This is a genomic window from Streptomyces sp. NPDC046915 (assembly GCF_040644935.1).
Lineage (GTDB): Bacteria > Actinomycetota > Actinomycetes > Streptomycetales > Streptomycetaceae > Streptomyces.
Map to the genome: position 1 here is coordinate 189,448 of NZ_JBEYXB010000001.1, position 25,658 is coordinate 215,105.

The 25,658-nt window shown below is 71.8% G+C and carries 23 protein-coding genes; 9 read left to right on the forward strand and 14 right to left on the reverse strand.

Annotated elements, in window-relative coordinates; translation table 11 throughout:
- Positions 1 to 43 precede the first annotated feature (43 nt).
- Together ABZ915_RS00765 and ABZ915_RS00770 are read right to left on the reverse strand one after the other, a co-directional pair.
- Entirely contained in the window at positions 44 to 559 is a 516-nt protein-coding gene (locus tag ABZ915_RS00765) for a hemerythrin domain-containing protein (protein WP_361793548.1), read from the reverse strand.
- 46 nt (positions 560 to 605) lie between these two features.
- Positions 606 to 1,889: an MFS transporter gene (locus ABZ915_RS00770; protein WP_361795724.1), complete on the reverse strand. Its 1,284-nt coding sequence runs from the start codon at positions 1,887 to 1,889 to the stop codon at positions 606 to 608.
- Positions 1,890 to 2,137: 248 nt separating this feature from the next.
- Between ABZ915_RS00770 and ABZ915_RS00775 the strand changes: the two genes are divergently transcribed.
- Positions 2,138 to 2,560 carry a pyridoxamine 5'-phosphate oxidase family protein gene (locus ABZ915_RS00775; RefSeq protein ID WP_361793551.1) on the forward strand — a complete coding sequence of 141 codons (423 nt, stop codon included), beginning with the start codon at positions 2,138 to 2,140 and terminating at the stop codon, positions 2,558 to 2,560.
- A 34-nt stretch (positions 2,561 to 2,594) separates the two neighbouring features.
- Here the strand turns inward: ABZ915_RS00775 and ABZ915_RS00780 are convergent, their stop codons facing one another.
- The 6 genes from ABZ915_RS00780 to ABZ915_RS00805 form a co-directional block, all read right to left on the reverse strand.
- Positions 2,595 to 3,563: a nitroreductase family protein gene (locus ABZ915_RS00780; RefSeq protein WP_361793554.1), complete on the reverse strand. Its 969-nt coding sequence runs from the start codon at positions 3,561 to 3,563 to the stop codon at positions 2,595 to 2,597.
- A 42-nt stretch (positions 3,564 to 3,605) separates the two neighbouring features.
- Positions 3,606 to 4,052 (reverse strand): hypothetical protein, encoded by a 447-nt coding sequence (locus ABZ915_RS00785; RefSeq protein ID WP_361793557.1) that lies wholly within the window; start codon positions 4,050 to 4,052, stop codon positions 3,606 to 3,608.
- Positions 4,049 to 6,685 carry a multicopper oxidase domain-containing protein gene (locus ABZ915_RS00790; RefSeq protein ID WP_361793560.1) on the reverse strand — a complete coding sequence of 879 codons (2,637 nt, stop codon included), beginning with the start codon at positions 6,683 to 6,685 and terminating at the stop codon, positions 4,049 to 4,051. Before ABZ915_RS00790 ends, ABZ915_RS00785 begins: the two co-directional genes overlap by 4 nt.
- A complete protein-coding gene (locus tag ABZ915_RS00795) occupies positions 6,666 to 7,940 on the reverse strand; it encodes a TIGR04053 family radical SAM/SPASM domain-containing protein (protein WP_361793563.1) in 1,275 nt (424 codons plus the stop codon). The genes ABZ915_RS00790 and ABZ915_RS00795 overlap by 20 nt, the downstream gene beginning before the upstream one ends.
- 184 nt (positions 7,941 to 8,124) lie before the next feature.
- Positions 8,125 to 8,628 (reverse strand): hypothetical protein, encoded by a 504-nt coding sequence (locus ABZ915_RS00800; RefSeq protein ID WP_361793566.1) that lies wholly within the window; start codon positions 8,626 to 8,628, stop codon positions 8,125 to 8,127.
- A 76-nt stretch (positions 8,629 to 8,704) separates the two neighbouring features.
- Positions 8,705 to 9,472: a DUF2249 domain-containing protein gene (locus ABZ915_RS00805; RefSeq protein ID WP_361793569.1), complete on the reverse strand. Its 768-nt coding sequence runs from the start codon at positions 9,470 to 9,472 to the stop codon at positions 8,705 to 8,707.
- A gap of 407 nt (positions 9,473 to 9,879) precedes the next feature.
- Between ABZ915_RS00805 and ABZ915_RS00810 the strand changes: the two genes are divergently transcribed.
- The 6 genes from ABZ915_RS00810 (at position 9,880) to ABZ915_RS00835 (ending at position 18,302) form a co-directional block, all read left to right on the forward strand.
- Positions 9,880 to 13,581, forward strand: coding sequence for a nitrate reductase subunit alpha (locus ABZ915_RS00810; RefSeq protein ID WP_361793572.1), 3,702 nt, complete (start codon positions 9,880 to 9,882; stop codon positions 13,579 to 13,581).
- 1 nt (position 13,582) lies between these two features.
- Positions 13,583 to 15,130, forward strand: coding sequence for a nitrate reductase subunit beta (narH, locus tag ABZ915_RS00815; protein WP_361793575.1), 1,548 nt, complete (start codon positions 13,583 to 13,585; stop codon positions 15,128 to 15,130).
- Positions 15,127 to 15,918: a nitrate reductase molybdenum cofactor assembly chaperone gene (gene narJ, locus ABZ915_RS00820; protein ID WP_361793578.1), complete on the forward strand. Its 792-nt coding sequence runs from the start codon at positions 15,127 to 15,129 to the stop codon at positions 15,916 to 15,918. The genes narH and narJ overlap by 4 nt, the downstream gene beginning before the upstream one ends.
- Positions 15,915 to 16,697 carry a respiratory nitrate reductase subunit gamma gene (gene narI / locus ABZ915_RS00825; RefSeq protein ID WP_361793581.1) on the forward strand — a complete coding sequence of 261 codons (783 nt, stop codon included), beginning with the start codon at positions 15,915 to 15,917 and terminating at the stop codon, positions 16,695 to 16,697. The genes narJ and narI overlap by 4 nt, the downstream gene beginning before the upstream one ends.
- Positions 16,694 to 17,329 carry a vitamin K epoxide reductase family protein gene (locus tag ABZ915_RS00830; protein ID WP_361793584.1) on the forward strand — a complete coding sequence of 212 codons (636 nt, stop codon included), beginning with the start codon at positions 16,694 to 16,696 and terminating at the stop codon, positions 17,327 to 17,329. The genes narI and ABZ915_RS00830 overlap by 4 nt, the downstream gene beginning before the upstream one ends.
- Before the next feature lie 127 nt (positions 17,330 to 17,456).
- Complete coding sequence (locus ABZ915_RS00835) at positions 17,457 to 18,302, forward strand: class I SAM-dependent methyltransferase (RefSeq protein WP_361793587.1); 846 nt, start codon at positions 17,457 to 17,459, stop codon at positions 18,300 to 18,302.
- A 187-nt stretch (positions 18,303 to 18,489) separates the two neighbouring features.
- Here ABZ915_RS00835 and ABZ915_RS00840 read toward each other — a convergent pair whose 3' ends face one another.
- The 6 genes from ABZ915_RS00840 to ABZ915_RS00865 all read right to left on the reverse strand — a co-directional run bounded on the left by ABZ915_RS00840 (position 18,490) and on the right by ABZ915_RS00865 (position 24,500).
- Complete coding sequence (locus tag ABZ915_RS00840; RefSeq protein WP_361793590.1) at positions 18,490 to 19,479, reverse strand: nitroreductase family protein; 990 nt, start codon at positions 19,477 to 19,479, stop codon at positions 18,490 to 18,492.
- Between the two features lie 74 nt (positions 19,480 to 19,553).
- The gene (locus tag ABZ915_RS00845; RefSeq protein ID WP_361793593.1) at positions 19,554 to 20,246 is read right to left on the reverse strand and encodes a response regulator transcription factor; all 693 of its coding nucleotides are present in this window, start codon (positions 20,244 to 20,246) and stop codon (positions 19,554 to 19,556) included.
- A gap of 135 nt (positions 20,247 to 20,381) precedes the next feature.
- Entirely contained in the window at positions 20,382 to 20,879 is a 498-nt protein-coding gene (locus ABZ915_RS00850; RefSeq protein WP_361793596.1) for a VOC family protein, read from the reverse strand.
- Positions 20,880 to 20,974: 95 nt separating this feature from the next.
- Positions 20,975 to 22,177 (reverse strand): globin domain-containing protein, encoded by a 1,203-nt coding sequence (locus ABZ915_RS00855; protein WP_361793599.1) that lies wholly within the window; start codon positions 22,175 to 22,177, stop codon positions 20,975 to 20,977.
- Positions 22,178 to 22,527: 350 nt separating this feature from the next.
- A complete protein-coding gene (locus ABZ915_RS00860; RefSeq protein ID WP_361793602.1) occupies positions 22,528 to 23,415 on the reverse strand; it encodes an aldo/keto reductase in 888 nt (295 codons plus the stop codon).
- Between the two features lie 230 nt (positions 23,416 to 23,645).
- Positions 23,646 to 24,500: a class I SAM-dependent methyltransferase gene (locus ABZ915_RS00865; protein ID WP_361795727.1), complete on the reverse strand. Its 855-nt coding sequence runs from the start codon at positions 24,498 to 24,500 to the stop codon at positions 23,646 to 23,648.
- Between the two features lie 118 nt (positions 24,501 to 24,618).
- Between ABZ915_RS00865 and ABZ915_RS00870 the strand changes: the two genes are divergently transcribed.
- Positions 24,619 to 24,972, forward strand: coding sequence for a VOC family protein (locus tag ABZ915_RS00870; RefSeq protein WP_361793605.1), 354 nt, complete (start codon positions 24,619 to 24,621; stop codon positions 24,970 to 24,972).
- A gap of 179 nt (positions 24,973 to 25,151) precedes the next feature.
- On the forward strand, positions 25,152 to 25,574 hold the full coding sequence (locus tag ABZ915_RS00875) for a PepSY domain-containing protein (RefSeq protein ID WP_361793608.1): 423 nt from the start codon (positions 25,152 to 25,154) through the stop codon (positions 25,572 to 25,574).
- The last annotated feature ends 84 nt before the right edge of the window (positions 25,575 to 25,658 follow it).

Sequence of the window (25,658 nt, forward strand, 5' to 3'; positions counted from 1 at the left end):
GACAACTCCGGGAACGGTGGACACCGCCCACGTGCCGGGGCGATTATCCAGGCTCCGCATGGCCATGCCCACCGTGTGCGACGCCTGCGGCCGACCGGACCAGGGCGCTGCCCGCCTTGGCACGGGTGGCCTCGACGACTTCCCACTCCTCGGTGCCGAGGTTCGCGAGCGCGGCCGGGAAGACGCCGTCCTGCTCCTTGAGGATATGGTCGCGCAGCACGGCCATCGCCTCCATCAGACGGTCCGGCCAGGCGGGGTCCGAGGGCGTCGCGCCGTCGGCGGCCTCGGCCAGCACCGCCTCGATCCGGCGGTGCTCGGCCTCCAGGGCGGCGATCTGCTCGGGGAAGTCCCCGGCCAGGGCGGGGAACAGACCGTGCTCCTCGACCTGGGTGTGGGGACCGAGCACCCTTGAGATCTCCCGGGCGACCTCCGCCATCCGGGGCACACCGCCCTCCTGGTGGGCGGATCGGAGGTGGCTGATGAGACGAACCACCTCGTCGTGCTCCCGGGTCAGTTCCTCGATCGTCTCCAGTGACTGGCAGCCGCAGTACTCACACACCGGACTTCTCCTTCTCCCTCGCCCCGTCGCTCTCGTCCGTTCGCGCCTACGCGGTGGTGTCCGCCGTGCGGTGCCCGCTCGGCCGGCCGGTGCGCTGCTTCCGCCGGCCGCCTTCGACCGCGGCGCGCACACCGGTGAGGGTGTAGACCAGCGCGGCGGCGGCCACGACCGCGAGCAGGGCGAGGCCGGCCGCGTACGTTCCGTACTCGCCGTACAGCGAGCCCATCACGAGCGGCGGCAGGAAGCCACCCAGCCCGCCCGCGGCACCGACCACGCCGGTGACCGAGCCGACCTGGTCGGCCGGGGTCAGCAGCGCCACCAGGGCGAAGGTCGCGCCACTGCCCGCGCCGAGCGCGGCGGCCATGGCCAGGAAGGCGATGGTGCCCACCGGCGCCAGGGGCGGGGTGAAGGACTGTACGACCGCCCCGGCGACGACCACCGCCAGCGAGCCGGCCAGCACCCGGACCGGCCCCACCCGGTCGGACAGCCAGCCGCCGATCGGGCGCATCGCCACCGCGAGGAGCACGAACCCGGCCATGCGGTTGGCGGCGTCCGCCTGGGTCAGGCCGTAGCCGGTCTTGAGGTAGGTGGGCAGGTAGACGGAGAAGGCGACGTAGCCGCCGAACGCGACCGCGTACAGCGCGGCCGCCTGCCAGGTGATGCCCAGCCGGACGGTGGCGGCCAGTCGGCGGGCCAGCGGTTCGGTCGGCACGGTGCGGCCGGGTGCGTCGCGCAGCAGCAGCGCGGCCGCCACCGCGTACACGGCCAGGACTGCCGCGGTGATCAGGAACGGGGTCCGCATGCCGTGCGCTTCGACCAGCTTCACGGTGGTCAGGGCACTGATGGCGGTGCCACCCATGCCGGCGCCGAAGACACCGATGGCCAGGCCCCGCCGTTCCGGTGGGAACCAGGCGTTGACGAAGGGCACGCCCACGGCGAACGCGGTGCCGCCGATGCCGAGGAAGAACCCGCCCACCAGCAGGGCCGCGAGGGAGGAATGCCCGGCCAGGCCGAGGTAGAGGACCGGGACGATGGCAGCCGCCGACACGATCGGGAACATGACCCGTCCGCCGAACCGGTCGGTCAGCGCACCGACCGGGATCCGGCCCAGGGAACCGACCACGACCGGTACCGCCACCAGCAGCGACTGCTCGAACGACGACAGGCCGAGGCCGTCCTTGAACCGGGGACCGAGCGGGCTGAGCAGCGCCCACGCCCAGAAGTTCACGGCGAAACCGACCGTGGCCAGGGCCAGCATCAGCCACGCCCGGCCGGACACCGGTGCACCCGACGGTGAACCGGTGCTCTTCGATTTCAACGGCTGGACCATGTTGTCCATCCCTTTCCTCTTCCTCGTGGCACTGCGCCACCGGGATCGCACGGGCCCCGCACGCCTCTTGCCTGCGGACCGGCTTCCCGTCACCACTGTCCGCTCGGAGACTCACCGGAGGCAGGGGCCGTGAGTCCCTGACGGTGGTCGGACGGTCCCTGGGCCAGGGCTCGGCGGTCCCGGCGTCCGTGTGGGGGTAGGGCCGGTCGGCCCTACCCCCACACGACGCCCACGGCGACTATGGACGGATGTTCCCGAACGATGCCTTTCGCGCACTTGACCGGCAGGAGTGTCTGCGCCTGCTCGCCAAGGTGCCGGTCGGCCGCGTGGTCTACACCCGGCAGGCGCTGCCCGCGGTCCTCCCCATCAACTTCGCCCTGGACACGGACGCCTCCGTCCTGCTGCGCACCTCACCGGACTCGGAGCTCGTGCGCGCCATCGACGGCGTCGTGGTCGCCTTCGAGGCGGACGAGTTCGATGCGGCCACCCGGTCCGGCTGGAGCGTGGTCGTCACCGGACGGGCCACCGTGGTGACCGGTCCCGCCGAGCACGAGCGGCTCTCGCAGACCGGCCCCACATCCTGGATGCCCCTGCGGGACGCGGTGTTCGTACGCATCGAGTCCGAGATGGTCACCGGACGCGAACTCCTGGGAACGCGCGTCGCGCAGTGAGCGGACGAGCAGTAGTGGACGGACGAGCAGTGGACTACCCGAGTCCCCGCGGAGTGCGGGCGCCGTCCCTGCCGTAGCCGAATCGGATCAGCACGTGCGGATGGCACCTCTTGTGCCCCGCGAGGGCGGTCGCGGCCCGCAGGTCGGGCCATTCCATCGCCTGGTTCAGGAACGAAGTGCGCAGCCCGCGGGCCGTCGCCGTGAGGAGCACGTACTGGAGGGCCTCGCCGGCCCGCAGCCAGTCCACCCTCCGGTCGTGGGGCGTCCACAGCAGGCCCAGCTGGACGTGGCGTTCGAACCACACGGCGGGCCGGCGGAAGGCCGGCAGTGCGCCGGTGAAATCCCGCATCGGTATCCGCCTGCCCGCATCCTGCGGGCCGAGGGCGGTGAGGGGAATCCCGTAGGGGACATCGGAGCCCGGGACGGTGATCCAGGTTCGGGTTTCGGCGATGCGGGCCGGGTGGGCGCGGTTGCGCGCTTCGGCCGTGGCGGTCAGACGCAGCAGCCGCCGGGTTCCGGCGATGTCCGGTACGTGAAGGCGCGCGCCGGCGGCGTGCGCGGCCGCCGTCATCTCCGCCACGATCGGCTCGGGCACGGGCCGGCCGGTGAACGGCGTCCGGCTCGTGTGCCGTTGCGCGATGGCCTGGTGGAGGCCTGGGTCCGACGGCCGGTCGTCCGCACCGTGCGGGCCCGTCAGCCGTACGGCGGCCAGCAGGCCGGGCTCGTCGGGGTCCGGCAGCAGCCTCACCTCCGGTCGCCTGCCCAGGTGCAGGGCTGCGAGCCTGAGGTTGAAGACCGCCGCGCCCACGGACAGGTACTGGGCGCGGTGCATCGGGTCGGTCAGCGGCAGTGTTCGCTCCGGCGCCGAACGGACCTCCAGCACCTGGTTGGCGAAGTCCGGACGGAACCGCCAGGGTTGTGTGTTGTGGATCGACGGGGCCGCCACGGCGGCCGCCAGCAGCGACTCCACGGTGGCTGCGTCCAGCAGGGCTTGGGTGCGCATGATGCCTCCCCTTCTTCCTCGTTACTTCGTCGTGGCCACGGGTCAGGTGGCCGGCAGGGCTGTGGCGAGCAGGACGACGCCGAGCGAGCCGACCAGGGACACGACCGCCAGGGCCCGGGCCAGGTCGGCACGGCCCTTGGCATGGGCGATTCCGTGTCCGGCCGCGGCGAGCATCACCAGCACGAACAGGACGAGCTTGGCCGCCAGCGTGCGGCCGTAACCGGGTTCGGCGAGGGAGGACCAGGTGACTCCCTTGTGCCAGGCCAAGGCCCAGCCGGTGGCGAGTTGCACCGGCAGGAACACCGCTCCGGTCAGCATGCCGAACCGGCGGCCCGCCGCGGCGGTGAAGCGGTCCTTGGCCTCGGGGGCGAGCAGGTGGCGGGCCAGCGGCAGGATCACCAGGGAGAGGGCCAGTTGGCCGCCGACCCACAGGGCGGCGCCGGCCACGTGCGCGAACCGCACCACCGACCACCAGCCGACGGTGTTCATCGGCCGCTCACCTCCACCATGCCGTGTGCGCCGGCTTCCGCATGACGCATGTCGTGGTCGACGAACGCGTAGTGGCCGGCCCCGGGGAAGGTCGTCTCGACGAAGCCGCCCTGCGCCGTGGCCAGGTCCAGCACCTGTGCGCCGCCCGCCTGGTCCGGTTCGAGCAGGTAGGCGCCCTCCTTGTAGACGGTGTCGAAGACGGTGCCGACGACGTGGAAGGCGACGCCGTCGCTCGGTCCGGCGGCGACCACCCAGAAACGGGCCCGCTCGCCGGGCCTCGCCTTCAGCGGCTGGTGGGTGTACTGGTTCGCGACGCCGTTGAACACCCAGGCGTCCGGGGTGTCCTGGCGCATCTTCGCCACCTGGGCCGTGCTGCCGGGCGTACCGAGGTAGAGCTCGGAGGAGACCAGGACGTATTCGTGGTCGACCTTCGCCAGGCCCGGCGGGTCGATGACGATCGCGCCGTACATGCCGTTGCCGATGTGCTGGAGCATCGGGGCGGTACTGCAGTGGTACAGCCATGCTCCGGCCTTCTCGGCGCGGAAGCGGTAGACCAGCCGCCCGCCGGGCCGGATCGTGCGCATGGGCCGGTCCGGGGCGAGGGAGCCCGCGTGGAAATCGATGCCGTGGCCCATGGACGGATCGTCGTTGACGAGGGTGACCTCGAAGACGTCGCCCACCTTGCCGTGCAGGGTGGGGCCCGGTGCCGTGCCGCCGAAGGTCCACATCCGCTGCTTCACGCCCGGAGCCACCTCCACGGTCGTGCGGGCGGCGTGCAGTTCGGCCTTGTGCACCGTCCCGGCGGGCACGGGGGCCAGGCCGGCGTCGCGTGCCCGCCAGCCGGTGGAGAAGTCGGCGGACAGGTCCAGGCCGCCGCCGGCGGCAGCCGAGGCGTGTACCTCGTGTCCCTCGTGTCCACCGCTGTCCGTCGCCGTGTCGCTCTTCACGACGATGTCCATCGTCATCCCGGCCGCCTTGTGGCCGGGCAGGGTGCACCACGCCTCGCGGTTCTCGGTGACCGGTCCGAGGTCGAGTACGCGGGTGCCGCCCTTGGCGAGCATCGGGGTGACCGGACCGTCCTCGACCTTGAGGTCGTGGCGCTGGGTGTCGGTGTTGGTGACCTTCAGCCGCAGGCCGGTTCCCGCGGCGACCTCGATCCGGGCCGGGCGGATGCGCATGTCGGCCAGGGTGACGGCGACCGTGCGAGTGGTTCCGGCGCCCGCACCCGACGATCCGGAGGCGCTCGCCCCGCTCCCCGTGTTCCCACCGCTGTTCGCCACGAGCACGGCCAGCACGGTCAGTACGGCGCCCGCGGCGGTGCCCCACAGGAGGGGACGCCGTGCCAGGCCACCGGCCCCGTCAGCGTCCACGTCCCGGAGGAGACCTCGTCCGCCGCGGAGCAGCACACGCACCGCCGAGGCGAGGAACACGACCGCGCCCGCCCCGGCCAGCGGCATGCCCGCCGCGCCGGCGGGACCGGGCAGTGGAAGGGCGATCAGGACCACGCCGAGGTTGAGTACGACGAGCCGCGGCACCCAGCCCCGTTCGAGTACCGCCCGCAGCGCGGCTCGTTGCTTGGGACCGCCGGCGAGCACGATGGGCAGCAGATACGTCAGAGCCCCGATGAGGACCTGCGCCACGAGCCCGACGAGCAGCACCGGAACCAGGGATGCGATGTCGTCCCGTATCCCGGCGAGCGGCCGTGCGGCCAGGAGCACCAGGTCCACGGCCACGCCGACGACCAGCCATCCCATGGCCGCCGCCAGCGACCACGCGGCGGCCACCGAGATCGCGGGCCGCCGGCGCACCGTCCGGGCGAGGAGGTGCGCCACGATGGCGACGCCGGCCGCGTAGCCGGCGATACCGCTTACGGCGGCGGGACGCCATCCGGCCGACAGTCCGGTGACGGCGGTCAGCAGCCCGCTCCCGGTCAGCACCAGCACCCAGCGCGCCAGCCGGGTGGTGCGCTCGGCCATGCGCACGCCCAGCACAGTGGGCCAGAGCATGAACAGCGTGCCCAGCACGGGCAGTCCGATCCAGCCGAGGAGGGTGACGTGCACATGGGCCAGCTTCAGTCCCGTGTAGTGGTCCGGACCGGCCTCGCCGGTGGCCAGCAGCCAGCCCAGCACCGCGCCGATGATCAGCGCCGCCGCGCCGGCCCGGTAGTAGCCGGCGATCGGGGCGAGCCGTCCGCCCAGCGCTCCCCGGCCCGTGCGGACCAGTACCACCAGGTGTGCACCGACCGCGGTGATGAGCAGCGCGCAGCCGGCGCCGGTCACGACGGGCAGCTCGGCCCACACACCGCTGAGGACACCCACGACGCCGACGTTGACGCCGGCCAGCCGCGCGTTGCTCCACCGCCGGTCGGGCACCGGGGCGTGGAGCATGGCGACGGCGAAGTGCTCGCTCCACACCACGATGGCGGTGGTGGCAGCCCCGAGCAGGAACAGGTGGATGGCCAGCCAGCGGGCCACGGGCAGCGTCTGCTGGGCGCTCGCGGCCGACAGCGCGAGCCCTGCCCAGGCCGCGACCAGGATGTGGGCGGCCAGGTGGCGGCCGCGCAGGCCGGACGCCTTGAACCTGCTGGGCGGGCGGCCACCGCCGGCGGCCGCGTCATCGTTCTTGCTGTACATGGCGCTCCCTGCCGCCCGGGGCGGCGGCCGGACCGGGGCGGACGGACGCCTCCGCGTCGGCGCCGCCGGCCAACAGGCCGGCCAGTTCCCGCTGGTACGGGAAGGACCCGGGGGCGTAACCGCACCACGGCTCCTCGGCGTACGGGTCGCCGCTGACGCCGTACGCCCTGGACCGCGAGCCGCCGCAGACCTGGCGGAACTCGCACGCCCCGCACCTGCCGCCCAGCCGGTCGGGGTCCCTGAGCCCGGTGAACAGCTCCGAGGTGCGGTAGATCTCCGTCAGCGGCGTCTCCCGCACGCTTCCCGCGCCCAGCGGCAGGAAGCCGCTCGGGTGGACGGTGCCGGTGTGCGAGACGAAGACGAAGCCGCGGCCCGCGTTGACGTCCAGGGGCGGGCGCCGCACCCGGCGCGCTCCGGCGTCCAGGCCCAGCTCGGCGGCGCGCTCGCGCAACTCCCGGTACAGCGGGCCGAGTCCGAGCACCGCCACGTGGTCGTCGCCGGTGGCGGCGAGGACCTGGCGTTGCAGGGCGACACGGCGGAAGTGGTGGGCCTCGGTGGTCTTGGCGGGCACGGTCAGGCCCACGTCGTAGACGAAGTTGAGGACGTCCTCCACCTCGTCCGCGGTCAGTGCGCCGAGGCTGCGGCCACGGCCCGTGGGCACGAGGAAGAAGGCGCTCCACAGCATCGCCCCGTGTTCGGCGACGAGGCGGACGATGCCGGGCAGGTCGTGCAGGTTGTGCCGGGCGACCGTGGTGTTGATCTGTACCTTCATGCCGAGGGCCCGGGCGGCGTCCCAGGCGTCCAGGGTCCAGCGGAACACCCCGGGCACGCCACGGAAGGTGTCGTGGATCTCGGCGGTGGACCCGTCCAGGCTCAACGAGAGCCCGACCGCTCCCGCCGCGTGCAGGTTCCGCAGCCGCTCCGCGGTGAGCGTGGGGGTGCCGGACGGGGACACCGCGACCCGGACCCCGGCCTCCCGGCCGTATGCGATGAGCTCGGTCAGGTCGGGGCGCTGGAACGGGTCGCCGCCGGTGATCACGAACAGCGGGGCGGGCTGCCCGAAGGCGGCCACCTGGTGCAGCAGGTCCTTCGCGGCGGCGGTGTCCAGCTCGCGCGGGTCGCGATCGGGCACGGCCTCGGCGCGACAGTGCAGACAGGCCAGCGGGCAGGCCCGGGTGGACTCCCAGATGACGATGAACGGCCGCTCCCCCGCGTCGTGCCGCTGGCGTCGGATGGCGTGTACGGCGGCGCTCATCGCGCGGCCCTCCCCAGCGCCCTGGGGCCTCGACGGTGGTCGGCGTGGTCGTGCACGGTGTACCTCCGGATCGGTCGCCGTCGGCGTCCACCGGTGGTGGTCGGCGCGGCGGCCGATGGTCTTCTCGGGCAGGAGAGGTTCGGGGAGCGGTTCGGGAGAGGTTCGGGAGCGGGTGGGGCGAGGTTCAGGAGCGGTTCGGGGAGCGGGGAGTCAGGGCGTCCGCGGTGGCCACCAGGGCGACGCCCAGGCCGGTCAGCGCGGCGCCCAGGCCCGTGACCAGGGTCGTGAGGTGCCATGCCTGGCAGGCGGACATCAGTGAGGCGCGCAGGGACTGACCCATGAACGCGGTGTGGCGCAGCTTGGCCAGCTTCTCGTCGTCGCCGCCGGCGGCGTGCAGCTCAGCGGTGATCTCGGCATAGGTGCGGCCGCCGGTGGCATGGGCGAGATTGCCCTTGATGAACTCGGCGTAGGCGTGTGCCTCGGGGCCGGTCTGCACGTGCCGGCCGGCGTAGGCGGCGAGTCCGGCGGGCAGTCCGTGATCGGGGAAGGCGATCTTCTGGGCGGCCAGCTCGCTACGGATCTCCTTCCTGCCGCCGCGGCCGCGCAGCACCATGACAGGTCCGGCGAGCCCCAGAATGATGCCGACCGTCCCGAGCAGGGTGCCGGCCCGGCGGTGCGATCCGTCCATGACGTGCGTCCTTCTTTCTTCTTCCCTCGTGTCGGGGGGGGTGCTTCCTTCGTCGTGTTGGGGGGTGGCGCACGCGTCAGTCGTGGCTGAGCCGGAGTCGCCAGGCTTCCGGGCCGCGTTCCAGGTACTCCACCGAGAAGACTCCCGGGCTGCGCTGTTCGATCTGCGCGAGCAGCGGCAGCGGGTCGTGCGGGGCGACCAGCACCATCGCGGTGCCCTCCGGGACGGCGTCCAGGGCGCCGAAGACCGTGGCGTGGCGCAGGGCGTGCGGAACGTCCCGCACGTCGAGTTCGGGCTCGTCCGTCTCCTCCTCGCCGCCGCAGGCGCAGACCCCGCCGCAGCCGCCGGTGTTGGGCGGGTCGTCCGCGAGCCGGTGGTGCATGTCCGCCAGCAGCGCGGCCAGCGAGACCTCCGGCGTCATGGCGAGCAGCGGGAGCACGAGGCCGTTCTCCTTGGCGACGTGTTCCTGGAAGAGCACCTGCACGGCCCGGGCGTCCGCCGCCGCACCCGCCGGGCCGGCCGCGTCGCGCAGCGCCTCGACGAGCGCGGTGAGGCAGCGGTGTTCGCCGATGAGACTCTCGATGAGCAGGCGGGCCTCGGGCATGCCGTGGGCGGCCGGGTAGAGCACGGCTTCCTCGGCCGCGGCGTGCGGCAGCAGCGAGCGGTCGCAGAAGGCCACGAGCCCGGCGTGGATGTTCTCGACCGCGCTCGGATCCCGGTCCACGGCGGTGAGCAGCATCTTCACCCGGCCGGCCAGTTCCCCGGCCAGGCGGGCGTGGTGTGCCTCGGCTGCTTGAAGGGCTGTGGCGTCCTCGGGGTCCGAGGCGAGGGTGAGCTCACTCATGGCGGTGTCTCCAGCAGGTCGGGCCGGCTCGGCCGGCCGATGCGGGTGTGGACGGCATCCCGGGCGGGCGATGCCGCGGGGGGATGTCGCGTCCGGCCGCGGTGGGCGGCCGGACGCTCGATCGAAACGGGGCCACGCGCCGTACGAGCCACGCCTGCCGCGGCCAGGGACGGGGGAGTTGCCAGCCTGGCAGGCGAGGGAGGCAGTCGTTCCGGCGGAATGCGCGACCGCGGTCCGATCGATGCCCAGCATGCAACGTGGGCCGCGGCCGGCTCCTTGGCCGACCGGACCCCACTCAAGGGGCCATTGGTCCCTGTTGCGGCCGGCCGGATTGGGCCGGAAGGTCATCCGGGGAGGACCGCCGGCCCCACGTGCACCAGGGTCCCCGCCGCCTAGCGTTCCGGGTCATGGAGAACGATCAGAGCGCACGGCGCAAGGCGCGGCGCGCGGGTGAGGACTGGCCGCTGGCCGCCCGCAGGCTGCTGACCCGCCGCGAGGTGTCCGCCGACGGACGCGCCGTGTTCGGCACGGGCGATCCGCAGTGGGAGGGTTTCTACCGGGACCGGTGGGCGCACGACAAGGTGGTGCGCTCCACCCACGGTGTCAACTGCACCGGTTCGTGCTCGTGGATGGTGTACGTCAAGGACGGGATCATCACCTGGGAGCACCAGGCCACCGACTACCCGTCCATCGGCACCGACTGCCCCGAGTACGAGCCGCGCGGCTGCCCGCGCGGGGCGTCGTTCTCCTGGTACACGTACTCGCCGAGCCGGGTCCGCTACCCGTACGTGCGCGGTGCCCTGCTGAAGCTGTGGCGGGAAGCCCGGCGCCGGCTGGGCGACCCGGTGGCGGCCTGGGCGGAGATCACCTCGGATCCCGCGAAGGCGCGGGCGTACAAGCGGGCCCGCGGCAAGGGCGGTCTGGTGCGCGCCGACTGGGACGAGGTCAGCGAGCTGGTGGCCGCCGCCCAGGTGCACACGGTCAAGGAGTACGGCCCCGACCGGGTCGCGGGCTTCTCCCCCATCCCGGCGATGTCGATGGCGTCGTTCGCGGCGGGCGCCCGGTTCATGTCGCTGATCGGCGGCACCCTGCTGTCGTTCTACGACTGGTACGCCGACCTGCCGGTCGCCTCACCGCAGGTGTTCGGCGACCAGACGGACGTACCGGAGGCGGCGGACTGGTGGAACGCCGGTTATCTGATCATGTGGGGCTCCAACATCCCCGTGACCCGCACGCCCGACGCGCACTTCCTGACCGAGACCCGCTACAACGGCACCAAGGTCGTCGCCGTCAGCCCGGACTACGCCGACAACGTCAAGCACGCCGACGAGTGGCTGGCTCCGCACCCCGGCACCGACGGGGCGCTGGCCATGGCCATGGGTCACGTGATCCTGCGTGAGTTCCTGGTGGACCGTGAAGTGCCGTATTTCCAGGACTACATGCGGAAGTTCACCGACGCCCCGTTCCTGGTGGCCCTGCGCGAGCACGGCGCCGGGGGCCTGGTGCCGGACGGGTTCCTGACCGCCGCCGACCTCGGGCACGACACCGAGCACGCCGAGTCCAAGACGGTTCTCGTCGACGCGGCCACCGGCGAGCCCGTCGTCCCGAACGGCTCGCTCGGCTTCCGCTGGGGGGAGACCGGGCAAGGCCGCTGGAACCTCGACCTGGGCGACACCGTGCCCGAGCTGAGCCTGCTGGGCAGCGCGGAGGAGACGGTGGCCGTGGCCCTGCCCCGCTTCGACGAGGGCACCACGGAGGGCGGCTCGGTCATGGTGCGCGGGGTGCCCGTGCGGCGGATCGGCGGGCGCCTGGTCACCACGGTCTTCGACCTGATGCTGGCGCAGTACGGGGTGCGGCGGCCGGATCTGCCGGGCAGCTGGCCGTCGTCGTACGAGGACGCCTCACAGCCGTACACCCCGGCCTGGCAGGAGACGATCACCTCCGTCCCCGCCGAGCAGGCGGCCCGTATCGCCCGGGAGTTCGCGCGCAACGCCGAGCGCACCCAGGGCCGTTCCATGATCGCGCTGGGTGCCGGTACCAACCACTGGTTCCACTCCGACACCATCTACCGCGCCTTCCTGGCCCTGATCACGATGACCGGCTGTCAGGGCGTCAACGGCGGCGGCTGGGCCCACTACGTCGGCCAGGAGAAGGTCCGCCCGGTGACGGGTCTCCAGCACCTGGCGTTCGCCTTCGACTGGCAGCGGCCCACCCGGCACATGGCCGGCACATCGTACTGGTACCTGAACTCCGACCAGTGGCGCTACGAGGCGTTCGGCCCCGACGAACTGGCCTCCCCGCTCGGCGAGGGCCGTTTCCAGGGCAAGGCGTTCGCCGACTGTCTGGCGCAGGCGGTGCGGCTGGGCTGGACTCCGGGCCACCCGGGCTTCAACCGCAACCCGCTGGACCTGACCGACGAGGCGGCGGCGCGGGGGCGCGGTGTCGCCGAGCACATCGTCGACGAGCTGAAGTCCGGGCGGCTGCGGTTCGCCGCCGAGGACCCGGACGACCCGGCCAACTTCCCCCGGGTGCTGACGGTGTGGCGGGCCAACCTGCTCGGCTCGTCCGGCAAGGGCAACGAGTACTTCCTGCGCCATCTGCTGGGCACGGACGCGGCGGTCCGCTCCGCCGAGACTCCACCCGAGGGACGCCCCAAGGAGGTGGTGTGGCACGAGGAGGCCCCCGAGGGCAAGCTCGACCTGCTGGTCTGCATGGACTTCCGGATGACGTCCACCGGTCTGCTCGCCGACGTCGTGCTCCCGGCCGCCACCTGGTACGAGAAGGACGACCTGTCCAGCACGGACATGCACCCCTTCGTGCACGCCTTCACGCCGGCGATCGCCCCGCCCTGGCAGGCCCGTACCGACTACGACACCTTCCTGACCATCGCCGACCGGTTCAGCGAACTGGCCGCCGAACACCTCGGCACCCGCACCGACGTCCTCGCCGTGCCACTGCTGCACGACACCCCGGACGAGCTGGCCCAGCCGGGCGGGGTGGTACGGGACTGGAAGGCCGGCGAGTGCGAGCCGGTTCCCGGGCGGACCATGCCGAAGCTGGTCGTCATCGAACGGGACTATGCCGCGGTCGCGCAGAAGATGCGCGCCGTCGGTCCGCTGCTCGACACCCTGGGCACCACCACGAAGGGGGTCACCGTCCATCCGAACCAGGAGCTGGACGAACTGCGGCGTCGCTGCGGGACGGTCAGGGACGGTGTGGCCGCCGGCCGGCCCTCCCTGGCCACCGCCTCCGACATGTGCGAGGCGATCCTCGCCCTGTCCGGCACCACCAACGGGCGCCTGGCCACCGAGGGCTTCCGCGAACTGGAGCGGCAGACCGGCAGCGAGGGCCTGGTGGAACTCGCCTCCGAACGCGAGGCAGAGCGGATCACCTTCGCCGACACCCGCACCCAGCCCCGCGCCGTGATGACCTCCTACGAATGGTCGGGCTCGGAGACCGGCGGCCGCCGCTACTCGCCGTTCGTCATCAACACCGAGCACAAGAAGCCCTGGCACACCCTCACCGGCCGCCAGCACTTCTTCGTCCAGCACGACTGGATGACCGAGCTGGGTGAGCAACTCCCCGTCTACCGGCCTCCGTTGAACACGCCCCGGCACTACGGCGACGAGCAACTGCGCGAGGACGGCCGGGCCGAGGTCACGGTCCGCTATCTGACCCCGCACTCGAAGTGGTCCATCCACTCGAACTACCAGGACAACAAGTACATGCTCGACCTGTCCCGCGGCGGTCCCACGATCTGGATGTCCACCGGCGACGCCGAGAAGATCGGCGTGAAGGACAACGAGTGGATCGAGGCGTACAACCGCAACGGTGTCGTCGCCGCCCGTGCGGTGGTCACCCATCGGATGCCCGAGGGCACGGTGTACATGTACCACGCCCAGGACCGCAACGTGAACGTCCCCAAGACCGAGGTCACCGGCAAACGCGGCGGCATCCACAACTCCCTGACGAGGCTGCTGCTCAAGCCCACCCATCTCGCGGGCGGCTACGCGCAGTTCACCTACGCCTTCAACTACTACGGCCCGACCGGCAACCAGCGCGACGAGGTCACGGTCATCCGCCGTCGCTCGCAGAACGTGGAGTACTGAGATGCCCCGTGGCGAAGCCACCATCGGACGGGTGATGGCCCAAGTGGCGATGGTGATGAACCTCGACAAGTGCATCGGCTGCCACACCTGCTCGGTCACCTGCAAGCAGACGTGGACCAACCGCACCGGCGTCGAGTACGCCTGGTTCAACAACGTCGAGACCAAGCCCGGCGTCGGCTACCCGCGCCGGTACGAGGACCAGGAGCAGTGGAAGGGTGGCTGGATGCTCGACAAGCGCGGGCGTCTCGTCCTGCGCTCGGGCGGCCGCGTCAAGCGCCTGCTGTCGCTGTTCTCCAACCCCGACCTGCCGAGCATCGAGGACTACTACGAGCCGGTCACCTACGACTACGACAACCTGGTCAGCGCCCCGGCCGGAAACGACATGCCGGTCGCCCGCCCCCGCTCCGTACTCACCGGCAGGCCCACCTCCATCACCTGGGGCGCCAACTGGGAGGACGGCCTCGGCGGCGCGCCCGAACACGCCGGCGGCGACCCCAACCTGACCGGCGAGTGGGCCGAGAAGGTGAAGTTCGAGTTCGAGCAGACCTTCCTCTTCCACCTCCCGCGGCTGTGCGAGCACTGCCTCAACCCGGCCTGTGTGTCGGCCTGTCCGTCCGGCGCGATGTACAAGCGGGTCGAGGACGGCATCGTCCTGGTCGACCAGGACCGCTGCCGCGGCTGGCGGATGTGCGTGACGGCCTGCCCGTACAAGAAGGTGTACGTCAACCACGCCACCGGCAAGGCCGAGAAGTGCACCTTCTGCTTCCCGCGCATCGAGGCCGGACAGCCCACCGTCTGCTCCGAGACCTGCGTCGGCAGGCTGCGCTACCTCGGGCTGCTGCTGTACGACGCCGACCGCGTCGGCGAGGCCGCCGCCACCCCGGACGAGAAGGACCTCCTCGACGCCCAGCGCGGAGTCTTCCTCGACCCGCACGACCCCGAAGTGATCGCCGCCGCACGGGAGTCGGGGATCCCGGAGGACTGGCTGGACGCCGCCCGGCGCTCCCCGGTGTACGACCTGGTCATGCGGTACAAGGTGGCGCTGCCGCTGCACCCGGAGTACCGCACCCTGCCCATGGTCTGGTACGTGCCCCCGCTCTCCCCCGTCCTCGACGCCGTGGAGGCGGCGGGCGGAAACCAGGACGACCCCGACCACGTCTTCGCCGCCGTCACCCGCCTGCGCATCCCCCTGGAATACCTGGCCGAGCTGTTCACCGCCGGGGACACCGACGTGGTGGCCGGGGTGCTGATGAAACTCACCGCGCTGCGCTCGTACATGCGCGAACGCACCCTCGGCGAAGCCGGCGACGAGGCGGCGCTCAAGGCCGTCGGGCTCACCGCCCGCGAGGCGGAGGACCTGCACCGGCTCCTCGCCGTCGCCAAGTACCAGGACCGGTACGTCGTCCCCGCCGCCCACAAGGAGGACGCCGCCGCGCTCACCGCCATCGAGAACCGCTGCCCGGTCGAATCGTCCGGCGACGCCGAGCCCCGCAAGGTCATGCTCGGCATTCCCACCCTGCGCCGCAACACCGCCGGAGGTCACTCGTGAGCCCACTGCCCGCAACGATTCCCGCTCTCGTCCGCACCCGCGTCCGGGCGGCCGTGCGCCGCCCGGCCCGGCTCACCCCCGAGGAGACGGCCGGCCGAGCGCTGGTACTGCGGCTCGTGTCGCTGCTGCTGCAATACCCCGACTCCGAACTGACCGGAGCCAGGAGGGACTTGACGACCGTGGTGGAGGCCCTGCCGGCCACGTCCGCGGCGGAGCATCTGGCTCGGTTCACCGACTGGTTCGCCGCACAGGACCCCGAGGCGCTGGAACGCCACTACGTCGAGATGTTCGACCTGCGCCGCAAGAGCAGCCTCTACCTCACCTACTACCTGCACGGCGACACCCGCCGCCGCGGCATGGCCCTGCTCACGCTGAACCAGCGCTACCGGGCCTCGGGCTGGGACACCGACGGGGGTGAACTGCCCGACCACCTGCCGGTCGTGCTGGAGTTCGCCGCCCTGGTGGGCCCGGGCGGCGGAGAGGCGCCGCTGCGCCAGCACCGGCGGGGACTGGAGCTGATCCACCGCGCCCTGACCGACGCCGACTCGCCGTACCGGCACGTCCTGGCCGCGCTCCTCACCCTGCTGCCGCCGCCCACCGAGGCCGACCGCGCGGCGGTGGCCCAGCTCGTCGCCGAGGGCCCGCCGAACGAGGAGGTCGGCCTCGACCCCTACGGGACGTACGGCGAGGGGGAGTTCGCTCCTCCGGGCACCTTCGTGCCGCCGGCACCCGCCCCGCCGACCCGTGTTCCGCCCGCCGCCACCAGCCGTACGGAAGGCCCCCGATGAACCCCCCGCTCACCTCCTCGGCCGCCGCCTCGGCGAGCGGCGCCGATCTGCTCCTGTGGGTCGCCGTCCCGTACATCTGCCTCGCCGTGTTCGCCGTCGGACACGTCCGGCGCTACCGGCAGGACCAGTTCGGCTGGACCTCCCGCACGAGCCAACTCCTCGAACACCGCTGGCTGCGCTGGGGCAGCCCCCTGTTCCACCTGGGGACCTTCATGGTGATCGCCGGGCATGTCGTGGGGCTCGCCGTTCCCTCCTCGTGGACCGAGGCCGCGGGGATCTCCGAGCACGGCTACCACACCACGGCCGTCTGGGCGGGCTCGGTGGCCGGCGTCGCCATGGTCACCGGGCTCGGCATGCTGTGCGCCCGCCGCCTGCTGACCCGCCGGATCCGGCTGGGCACCGACCGCAGCGACAAGCTCCTCTTCCCGCTGCTGTCCGCCACCGTGCTGCTGGGCATCACCGCCACCGCCGCGCACAACGTCTTCGGTCCCGGCTACGACTACCGCGAAACCGTCTCCGTCTGGTTCCGCGGCCTGTTCGTCCTCCAGCCGCAGCCGGAGGCCATCGCCGGAGCTCCGCTGCTGTTCCGACTGCACGCCCTGACCGCCTGCCTGCTCTTCGCCGCCTGGCCGTTCACCCGGCTGGTACACGTGTGGAGCGCCCCGATCGGATACCTGGCCCGGCCGTACCTGGTCTACCGGCGGCGAGCCACCCCGGCCGCGGCCCCGACGGCCGCGCACCGGCCCCGGCCGGCCTCCGGCTCCCGGCGAGCCGCATGAGCCACAGACCCACGCTCGCACCGGACGCCACGACCACCCGGCGTCCGCGTGCGACGGGCGCGAGCCGCCGAACGGCATGGGCGATGATCCTCACCGGGATCGTCGGCTGGCTCGCCTCCTTCCAGCTCACCGTGGACGACTGGCGGCTCCTGCGCGATCCCTCCTACCAACCGCCCTGCAACATCAGTCCCATCGTGAGCTGCGGCAGCGTCATGTCCAGCCCGCAGGGCCACCTGTTCGGCTTCCCCAACATGCTGCTCGGACTGGGTGCCTTCGCCGCCGTGGGCGTCCTGGGCATCGCCGTGCTCTCCGGAGCACGCCTGCACCGCCGGCTGTGGCTGGCGCTGGACGCCGGAGCGCTGGCGGGGGTCGTGTTCGTCCACTGGCTGATCGGGCAGTCGCTCTACGAGCTCAACAAGATCTGCCCCTACTGCGCCGTCGTCTGGACCGTCACCATCGCCCTCTTCTGGTACGTGACCCTGCACTGCCTGGAACAGGGCATCGTCCCGGTGCCACGGGGTGTCCTGGAGGTCGTACGGGACACGCACTGGATGCTGCTCGGCGCCTGGTACGGGGTGATCGCGTTGCTCGTGCTCACCCGCTTCTGGCCGTACTGGAGCAGCCTGCTGTGACCGGCCCACCGTGCCCGCGAGGCCCGGCGGGCCCGCAGGCCGGGACGTTCGGCCCCCGCACCCCACCACCGCTCCGGGTTAGTTTCATCTGAGTGGTACCGATACGGGCAGAAAGCGAGGCACGAGCATGGCATCGACGGACCATTCGGCCCTGCGGAAGAACATCCCCGTCCCAGGTGACGGACTGGACGCCACCCGCATGCCCGGCCACTGGCTGCTGGCCCGACTGGGCAAGCGCGTGCTGCGCCCCGGCGGTGTGGAGCTGACCCAGTGGATGCTGGACGCGCTGGACGTGGATCCGGACGACCGGGTGGTGGAGCTGGCCGCCGGCCTCGGAGGCACCGCCCGGCTGACCCTCGCCCGCCGCCCCGCCGCCTACACCGCCGTCGACCGCGACCCCGCCGCCGTGGCCGCGCTCGGTGCCCTCGCCGCCCCCGGCCCGACCGAGGTACGTGCCGTGCGGTCGGACGCCGCGGACACCGGGTTGCCGGACGGCGCCGCCACCGTCGTGTACGGCGAGGCGATGCTGACGATGCAGCCGGAACCGGCCAAGCGGCGCATCGTACGGGAGGCACGCCGCCTCCTCGACGACTCCACCGGGCGGTACGCCATCCATGAGCTGTGCCTGCTGCCCGACGGTCTCGACCCGGCCCTCGCCGACCGGATCACCGCGGACCTGCGGGACGCCATCCATGTCGGCGCCCGTCCCCTGACGCCCACCGAATGGAACAGACTCCTCGCCGACGAGGGGTTCACCGTCACCGCCCGCAGGACAGCACCGATGACGCTGCTCGAGCCGCGCAGGCTCGTCACCGACGAAGGACTGCTCCCCGCGCTGCGCATGGCAGGCCGGGCACTGCGGCACCCGGCCGCCCTGCGCCGTGTGACGCACATCCGCCGCGTCTTCCGACGCCACAGCGCCCACCTGGGCGCGATCACTCTGCTCGCCGTCCCCACCCCGTACCAGCCCTGAGGAGGAACCCCCCGGATGCCCGGAACCTGGATCCATCTGCCCGGGCGGATGCCGCACACCGTGCGGGCGACCGAGCCCAGCGTCATGCTGCTGACCATGCTGCCCGCCGCCGTGCTGCCCGGCTCCGGGGCGCCCTCCGCCTCAGGACCGAGGCCGCTCGTCGGGCACCAGGGCCCGTCGGCCCCGGTCACACGACGTCGAGAACGTCCGACACGGGGCGGCGGGGCGTAGCCGGGCCTCTCGGTCCGTAGCCGAGCCGCAGCACCATCTGCACCTGGCCGATGCCCGAGCCCGGATCGCGGGCCAGCAGGCGCAGCTCGCGGTCCTCCAGGGCGTGGGAGGTCAGGGAGGTGGCCAGGTCGGCCAGGGTCGCCTCCAGCAGCACACGCTCGAGAGCCTGGCCGGCCCGCAGCCAGTCGACGGGCCCGTCGCCCGGAGTGCTCAGCAGGGCGAGGTGCGGGGCGTGCTCGAAGGAGGTGGCGCCCCGGTCGGCCACCGGGCGACGCCCGGCGAAGTCCCGGACCGGAGCCCTGCCGTCCCGTTTACGGGGCCCGAAGGCGTACTCCGGGACGCCGTCGACGGCGGTGTCCGCTTCCGGCCCGAGCCGGGTCCAGCGAACCAGGTCCTCGTCGGTGCCGGGGTCCATGAGATCGCGGCTTTCCGCGTCGCGCACCAGGTCGAGCACGGTCTCGGTGTGCCAGCCGCCGGGGAACAGCAGCTCGGCTCCCTCCCGCGCGGCGGCGTCCCGCAACGTGGCCCGAACGTCCTCGGGCACATCCTTGTCGGCGAAGGGGTGCCGGCTGGTGTGCCGCTGCCGGATCACCGGGTGGAGCCGCGCCAGGTCGTCGTCCCGCGGACGCCCGGCCGGGTCGGCCAGGTGCACGGCGGCGAGCAACAGCGCGTCTTCCGGTTCGGGCGACAGTCGTGTCTCCGCGACGAGGTCCGCGTGCGCGGCGGCGACGCGCAGGTTCAGCAGCGCCGCGCCGCAGCCGATGTGCAACGCCCGGTTGTCGGGATCCGAGTGGGGCATGGCCCGCTCCGGGTCGGCATACAGCAGCACGCGACGCTCGCCGGTCAGGAAGCGGAAACGCCACGGCTGCGCGTTGTGCATGGACGGGGCCGCCGTGGCATCGGCCACCAACCCGGCCACCGTCGTCTCGTCGAGTCCCGATGCCATGGCATCCTCCTCACCGGCTCAGGATGCGGCGGGTCCCATCCCTCGGGTACCCCGAGGCTCACCCCCGTACGGCTTCAGTGGCCTTCTTGCCTGAGCCGGTCCTGGGCCTGGGTGGCGATCACGGCGGCCTGGACGCGTCGCTCCACACCGAGCTTCGCCAGCAGCCGCGAGATGTGGTTCTTCACCGTCTTCTCGGCGAGATAGAGCCGCTGGCCGATCTGCCGGTTGGTCAGTCCCTCACCGATCAGCGCCAGAATTTCCCGCTCCCGCTCGGTCAGGCCCGGCAGGGCGTCGGGCTCGGGCTCCGGATCCCCGCCCTGGCGCAGCCGGGCCATCAGCTTGGCGGTGGCGCTGGGGTCGAGCAGGGACTGGCCGGCGGCCACCGTACGCACGGCCGACACCAGATCCGACCCCTGGATCTGCTTCAGGACGTAGCCGGACGCGCCCGCCATGATCGAGTCCAGCAGGGCCTCCTCGTCGTCGAACGAGGTCAGCATCAGGCAGGCCAGCTCCGGCAGCCGCGAGCGCAGCTCCCGGCACACGGTCACACCGTCGCCGTCGGGCAGCCGCACATCGAGCACCGCCACCTGCGGGCGCAGTGCGGGTACGCGTGCCAGGGCTTGCGCGACGTTGGCGGCCTCGCCGACGACGGTGATGTCCGGTTCGTCGTCGAGGAGATCGTGCACGCCCCGCCGCACCACCTCGTGGTCGTCCAGCAGGAAGACCCGGATCGGGTTGTCGGGACCGGGCTGTTCGCCGTCCGCCATCGGCTGCTCCTTGTTCTGCGTTGTTCTGCGTTCTGCTCTGTCTGAATCCCCGCTTGTCGCAGATCATGCGCGATCCCGGTGCGAAGGACCAGGGCCGGTCGGCCCTACCTGAGCCGACCGGCGCAGGGCGGGTCATCATCTGAGACCGGACGCCCCGCCGGGGAAGAAGTCGGCGCTTTGCACGTACTCCATCGCCTCCGTGTACTCCGGGTCGCCGAGGCGGCGTTCCATCTCCTGCGGGCTCAAGTCCTCCACGCGGGTCTGGATCCAGTACAGGTTGCCCAGCGGATCGCGCACCCGCCCCACCCGGTCTCCGAAGAACAGGTGGGTGACCTCGGTGACCGAGGTGGCGCCGGCCGCAACGGCCTGCTGGTGCACGGCGTCGGCGTCCTCGACGTAGAGGCGGAGGAAGCCGGGGGTCGGCGGCCATTCCGGCCGTGCGTCGAACATCATCACCACCGAGTCACCGATCCGTACTTCCGCATGCTCGATGCTTCCGTCCTTGCCTGCCAGGCACGCAAGCTCCTCCGCGTCGAACGCCCTCTTCATGAAGTCGATGAGCTGCACCGTGTCGCGAGAGATCATCCACGGGGTCACGGTGTTGTAGCCCTGGGGAACCGGCTTGACGGGCATCTGGCTGCCTCCTGGGATGCGAGTGCCTCAACGTGGTGATGACGCTAGATCCCTTCTAGGTCAGCTTCTGTCCTAGAAACGCCTGCCTGGTGCGGTCAGCCCGCGTGGGCCAGCCACAGGTCGGGGCCGAAGACCTCGTAGCGGATGTGGCGTGCGGGGACGCCGGCGTGCAGCAGTTGGGTGCGGACCGCGCGCATGAAGGGCAGCGAGCCGCACAGGTAGACGTCGGCGTCGGCAGGCAGGTCCAGATCGGTGAGGTCCATCAGGCCGTCACGGGCTCCGGGTTCGCCGGCGGCGTCCTGCTCGTACCAGAACTGGGCACGGGCGCCCGGCAGTTCCCCGAGGGCGCGGTCCGTGTCCGCGCGCAGCGCGTGCTCGGCCGGGGAGAGGTCGGCGTGCAGCGCCCACACCGGGCGGGTCGCTCCGGTGGCCGCGAGGTGTTCGAGCATGCCGACCATCGGGGTGCAGCCGATGCCCGCGGAGACCAGCAGGAGCGGCCGGTCGGCGTCGTCGAGCACCACGTCGCCGAAGGGTGCCGACAGCGACAGTTCGTCGCCTGCCCGCACGGTGCGGTGCAGCTGGTTGGACACCTCGCCCTCAGGGGCCTCCGCCACGCTCGCGACTCGTTTGACCGTGATGCGCCGTACCCGGTCGCCTGGTGCGTTGGACAGGCTGTACTGGCGTGTCTGGTGGATGCCGTCGGGCATGAGCGCCCGGACGCTGACGTACTGTCCGGCCCGGGCCGGCGGCATGGGGCCCTCGTCGGCCGGACGCAGCAGGAAGGAGACCACGTCCGCCGTCTCCTCCCGCCGCTCCACCACGGTCCACTGGCGCCAGGGGTTGCGGGGATCGACCTGCGCCTGCTGGTAGAGCCGGGCCTCCTGGGCGATGAGTGCGCCGGCCATCAGCCAGTACACCTCGTCCCAGGCCGCGGCCACCTCGGGGGTGACCGCCTCCCCCAGCACGTCGGCGATGGCACGGAACAGGTACTTGTGCACGATCGTGTACTGGTCCTCGGTCACCCCGAGCGCGGCGTGCTTGTGGGCGATCCGGGCCAGGAGGGCGTCCGGGCGGGCGTCGGGGTTCGCCAGCAGGGTTTGCGCGAAGCCCGCGATGGATCCGGCCAGCGCCTTGCGCTGCTCGCCGCTGGCCTGGTTGCCTCGGTTGAACAGCCCGTCCAGGAGCTCGGGCTGTTCGGCGAACATGGTGCCGTAGAAGCGCGCCGTGATGTCGTCCAGGGCGCCACCCACTGCGGGCAGGGTGGCACGGACGACTGCGGCCGAGGCGGGCGAAAGCATGGGTCTCCCTTTACGGGTACGGGTGTGTGTACTACACAGCGACATGGCGGTGACGGCCGGCCGTCTGACGGCGCCGGCCGACTCATCGATCATCGCGGTGGCCTCGTTCGCGCCGATAGGGCCGAACATCACGGAGGATGGGGACCATCGGCCCGGCCTTCGGGCTGTGCGGTCAGGGCCTGTTGCGACAGTCCCGTCGTCCGCCCGAAGGGCGGGCCCGGCGGCGTCCGGTGCGTGCTCTCGGCGTGCCGGGCGCAGGCCCTCGTACTGGACGTACTCGGGTCTGTGCCCGGTGCGGCGAGAGGGCGTGCCGCGCGTCGCCGGGCAGACAGGACTTTCGCAACAGGCCCCTAGGTGAGGAGTGTCATTTCCTCCTTCGAGAGCCGCAGCGCGCCGGCCGCGATGTTCTGCGCGAGGTGGCCGGGATCGCCGGTCCCCGGGATGCCCAGCACATGTGGCCCCTGGTGCAGGGTCCAGGCGAGACGGACCTGTGCGGCGGAAACCCCGTGTGCGCGGGCGACGGCGCGCACTTCCTCGCTGTCCTGGGCGGCCGGCCCTGCCTCGCGGCCGGGACCGGCGATCGCGAAGAACGGAACGAAGGCGATGCCGAGTTCGCCGCAGCGGTGCAGCAGAGCCCGGTCCTCGCTCGCTGCGCCGATTCCGTACGGGTTCTGCACACAGACGACAGGGGCGATGGCTAGGGCCTCGGTCAATTGCTCGGACGTGACGTTGGAGACACCCAGGTGCCGGATCAGTCCCGCCTCGCGCAGTTCGGCCAACGCGCCGAAGTGCTCGCCGACCGAGCCCGTCCGCCGGCTCGGTGGCACGCGCAGGTTCACCACGTCCAGGTGATCCCGGCCGAGTTGCCGCAGGTTCTCCTCCACCTGGCCACGCAACTGCGCGGGTGTGGCCCACCACCATGCGCCCGAGGTGTCGCGGCCCGGCCAGACCTTGGTCGTGATGACCAGGTCCTCCGGGTACGGTGCCAGCGCCCGGTTGATCAGCTCGTTCGCGGAACGCGTCGCCGAGAAGTAGAACGCGGCAGTGTCGATGTGGTTCACGCCCAGCTCGACGGCCCTACGGAGCAGGCCGATCGACTCCTCGCGGTCACGCGGTACGCCTCGGTCGAAGGGCACGGTCCCGGTCAGACGCATCGCGCCGAACCCGAGGCGGTTGACGATCAGATCACCGAGTCGCCACGTACCGGCGGCTGCAGCGGTGTTCGTGCGTTGGCTCAAGAGAAGGGTCTCCTCGTGCGGATGAGGTGGGGAGGCGGTGGTTGGGCGCGCTTGCCCGGGCATGAAAAAAGCCTCCCCGGCGGACCGCAGTCCGCACCGAGAAGGCTCGCGTGTGTCGTCAACTTAGCAGGCTGGGCGAGGCGTCTGCCAGCAGTTCCCCGCAAGCGACCTCATCCCACCGCTCGCAGAACGCTCTCGCTCGACTTGTCTGACACAGCCGCTGGTACGAGTCAGCGCGCGGTGATCGAATACGCGCCGAGGGCTCGGTTGCCGCGCGGCTTGGCGATTGCCCGGAGAACGTCGGCCTGGCTCAGGACGAGCTGTCGCACCGGCTCGGGCAGCACGGCCAAGCGTTCCTCCGTACCGGCCAGGTCGAGGCAGGCAGCGATTTCCCAGTCGCCGTCCTGAAGCTCTTCCGTATCGACCGACCCGCTGTCGTCGGCCGTCCATCCGGCCTCAGGGAGGAGCCGCAGCAGCCCCTCACGGGAGAAGGGCGTGCGGACGTTGCCCTCGCCATGCGATCCCGCGGCCTCGATCTGTCCCTGGATCAGCACGGCGAGGAGGTGCGCCAACTGATCGCCGGAGGTGGGCGTCAAGTCCCACTCGGTGAACCACAGTCGCCGCGCCCACGGCCGTACCCGGGCCAGTGTGTCTCGCAGTTGCACGAGGGAGGCGAAGTACCAGGAGCAGTGTGCGAGCACCATGTGGTCGAAGGCGCCTTCGGGGAAGTCGACCGACGGGTCGAGGACGTCCGTGCCGAAGCGGAAGTCGATGCACGGCCCGAGAGGACCCTCCGCGAGCCGGGCTGCCGATTCCCCGAGCGTGACCGGTGCCCCGTAGGAGGGATCGGCCACGTCCACGGCCACCACGCGCCCCTCGGGTCCGACCGCTTCTGCGAGGACGGCGGTCATGTCGCCCTGTCCACAGCCCAGTTCGAGGACGGTTGCGCCGTGTGCAATGCGCCAGCTCGCCACCAGCGCGGCCCGGTGGTGGGTCTGGGACAGCTGGATGTCCGGGCTGTGATCGGCGGCGGCCATGCCGGCCGCGAGCGAAGGGGCCTTGGCGCGGAGATCGGAGTGGTTCACAAAATCCCTGGTGGTGATCGACGGCAGGTGCGGGCCGATAGTACGGGAAGACTGGGGGGTGAGGCCGGTGATGGTGTGGTGCCGGTCCGCTCGATCGCCGTCCTGGCAAGATGGCGGCATGGAACGTGTGCTTGGAATCGGTGGCTATTTCATGCGGGCGGCCGACCCGGCGGCCCTGAGTGCGTGGTATCGCGATTGCCTGGGCCTGGATGCCGATGAGAACGGCGTGTGGCGTCAGGAGGCCGGGGTGACGGTGTTCGCGACGTTCGAGTCCGGGACCGAGTACTTCGGGTCCCGCGCCCAGCGGACCATGCTCAACTTCCGGGTCCGCGACCTGGATGCGATGCTCGCGCAATTGCGCGCCGCGGGAGCGGACGTGGCCGAGGAAACGCAGGACATGGACGGCATCGGCCGATTCGGCTGGGTCACCGATCCTGAGGGCAATCGGGTCGAATTGTGGCAGCCCGCCTGACCGCGTCCTCACGGGGCGACGTGGTGCGGCGGAACATTGGCAATCCTCTGGTCTCTCGCTCTCCGTTTGCTGGGCTGTCTCTCAACAGCGGGTTCCTAGGGTCGTAGTCATCCCCCGGAGGCCGGTTCCAAGGGCCTCTGAACTCGCAAGTGATTCCCCAGTGTTTGGAGACACCCCTGATGCGTGCTCTGCCCCGCCGTGCCCTGCTCGCCGCTCCCGCCGCAGTGATGATGTTCGCGCTGGTCGCCTGCGGCGGTTCCGACTCCGGATCCGACAGCTCCAAGGCAGCGGACACCCAGCAGTCGGCCCAGAGCGCGGGCGGCGCCGAGGCCGCCGGTGAGGCCGGTGCGGGCGACGGTGACACCGACGACAAGACCGAGCCGCCGCTGACCGGTGACGTCAAGCAGAAGGCCGAGGCCGCCGCGCTCGCCAAGTACCCGGGCACGGTCGTGAAGTCCGAGGAGGACGCGGAGAAGCCCGGCATGTACGCGGTGGAGGTCAAGCAGGCGGACGGCACCTCGATCGAGGTCTACATCGACAAGTCCTTCAAGGTCACCGACACCAGGAAGGAAGGCACCGAGGAGACCGAGGACGCCGGCTGACAGGGACGGCCCGAGCCCCTCACAGCCAGAACCCGATGCCGACGGGGGCCGCGATGAGGGGCACGGGCAGGAGGAACAGGGTCC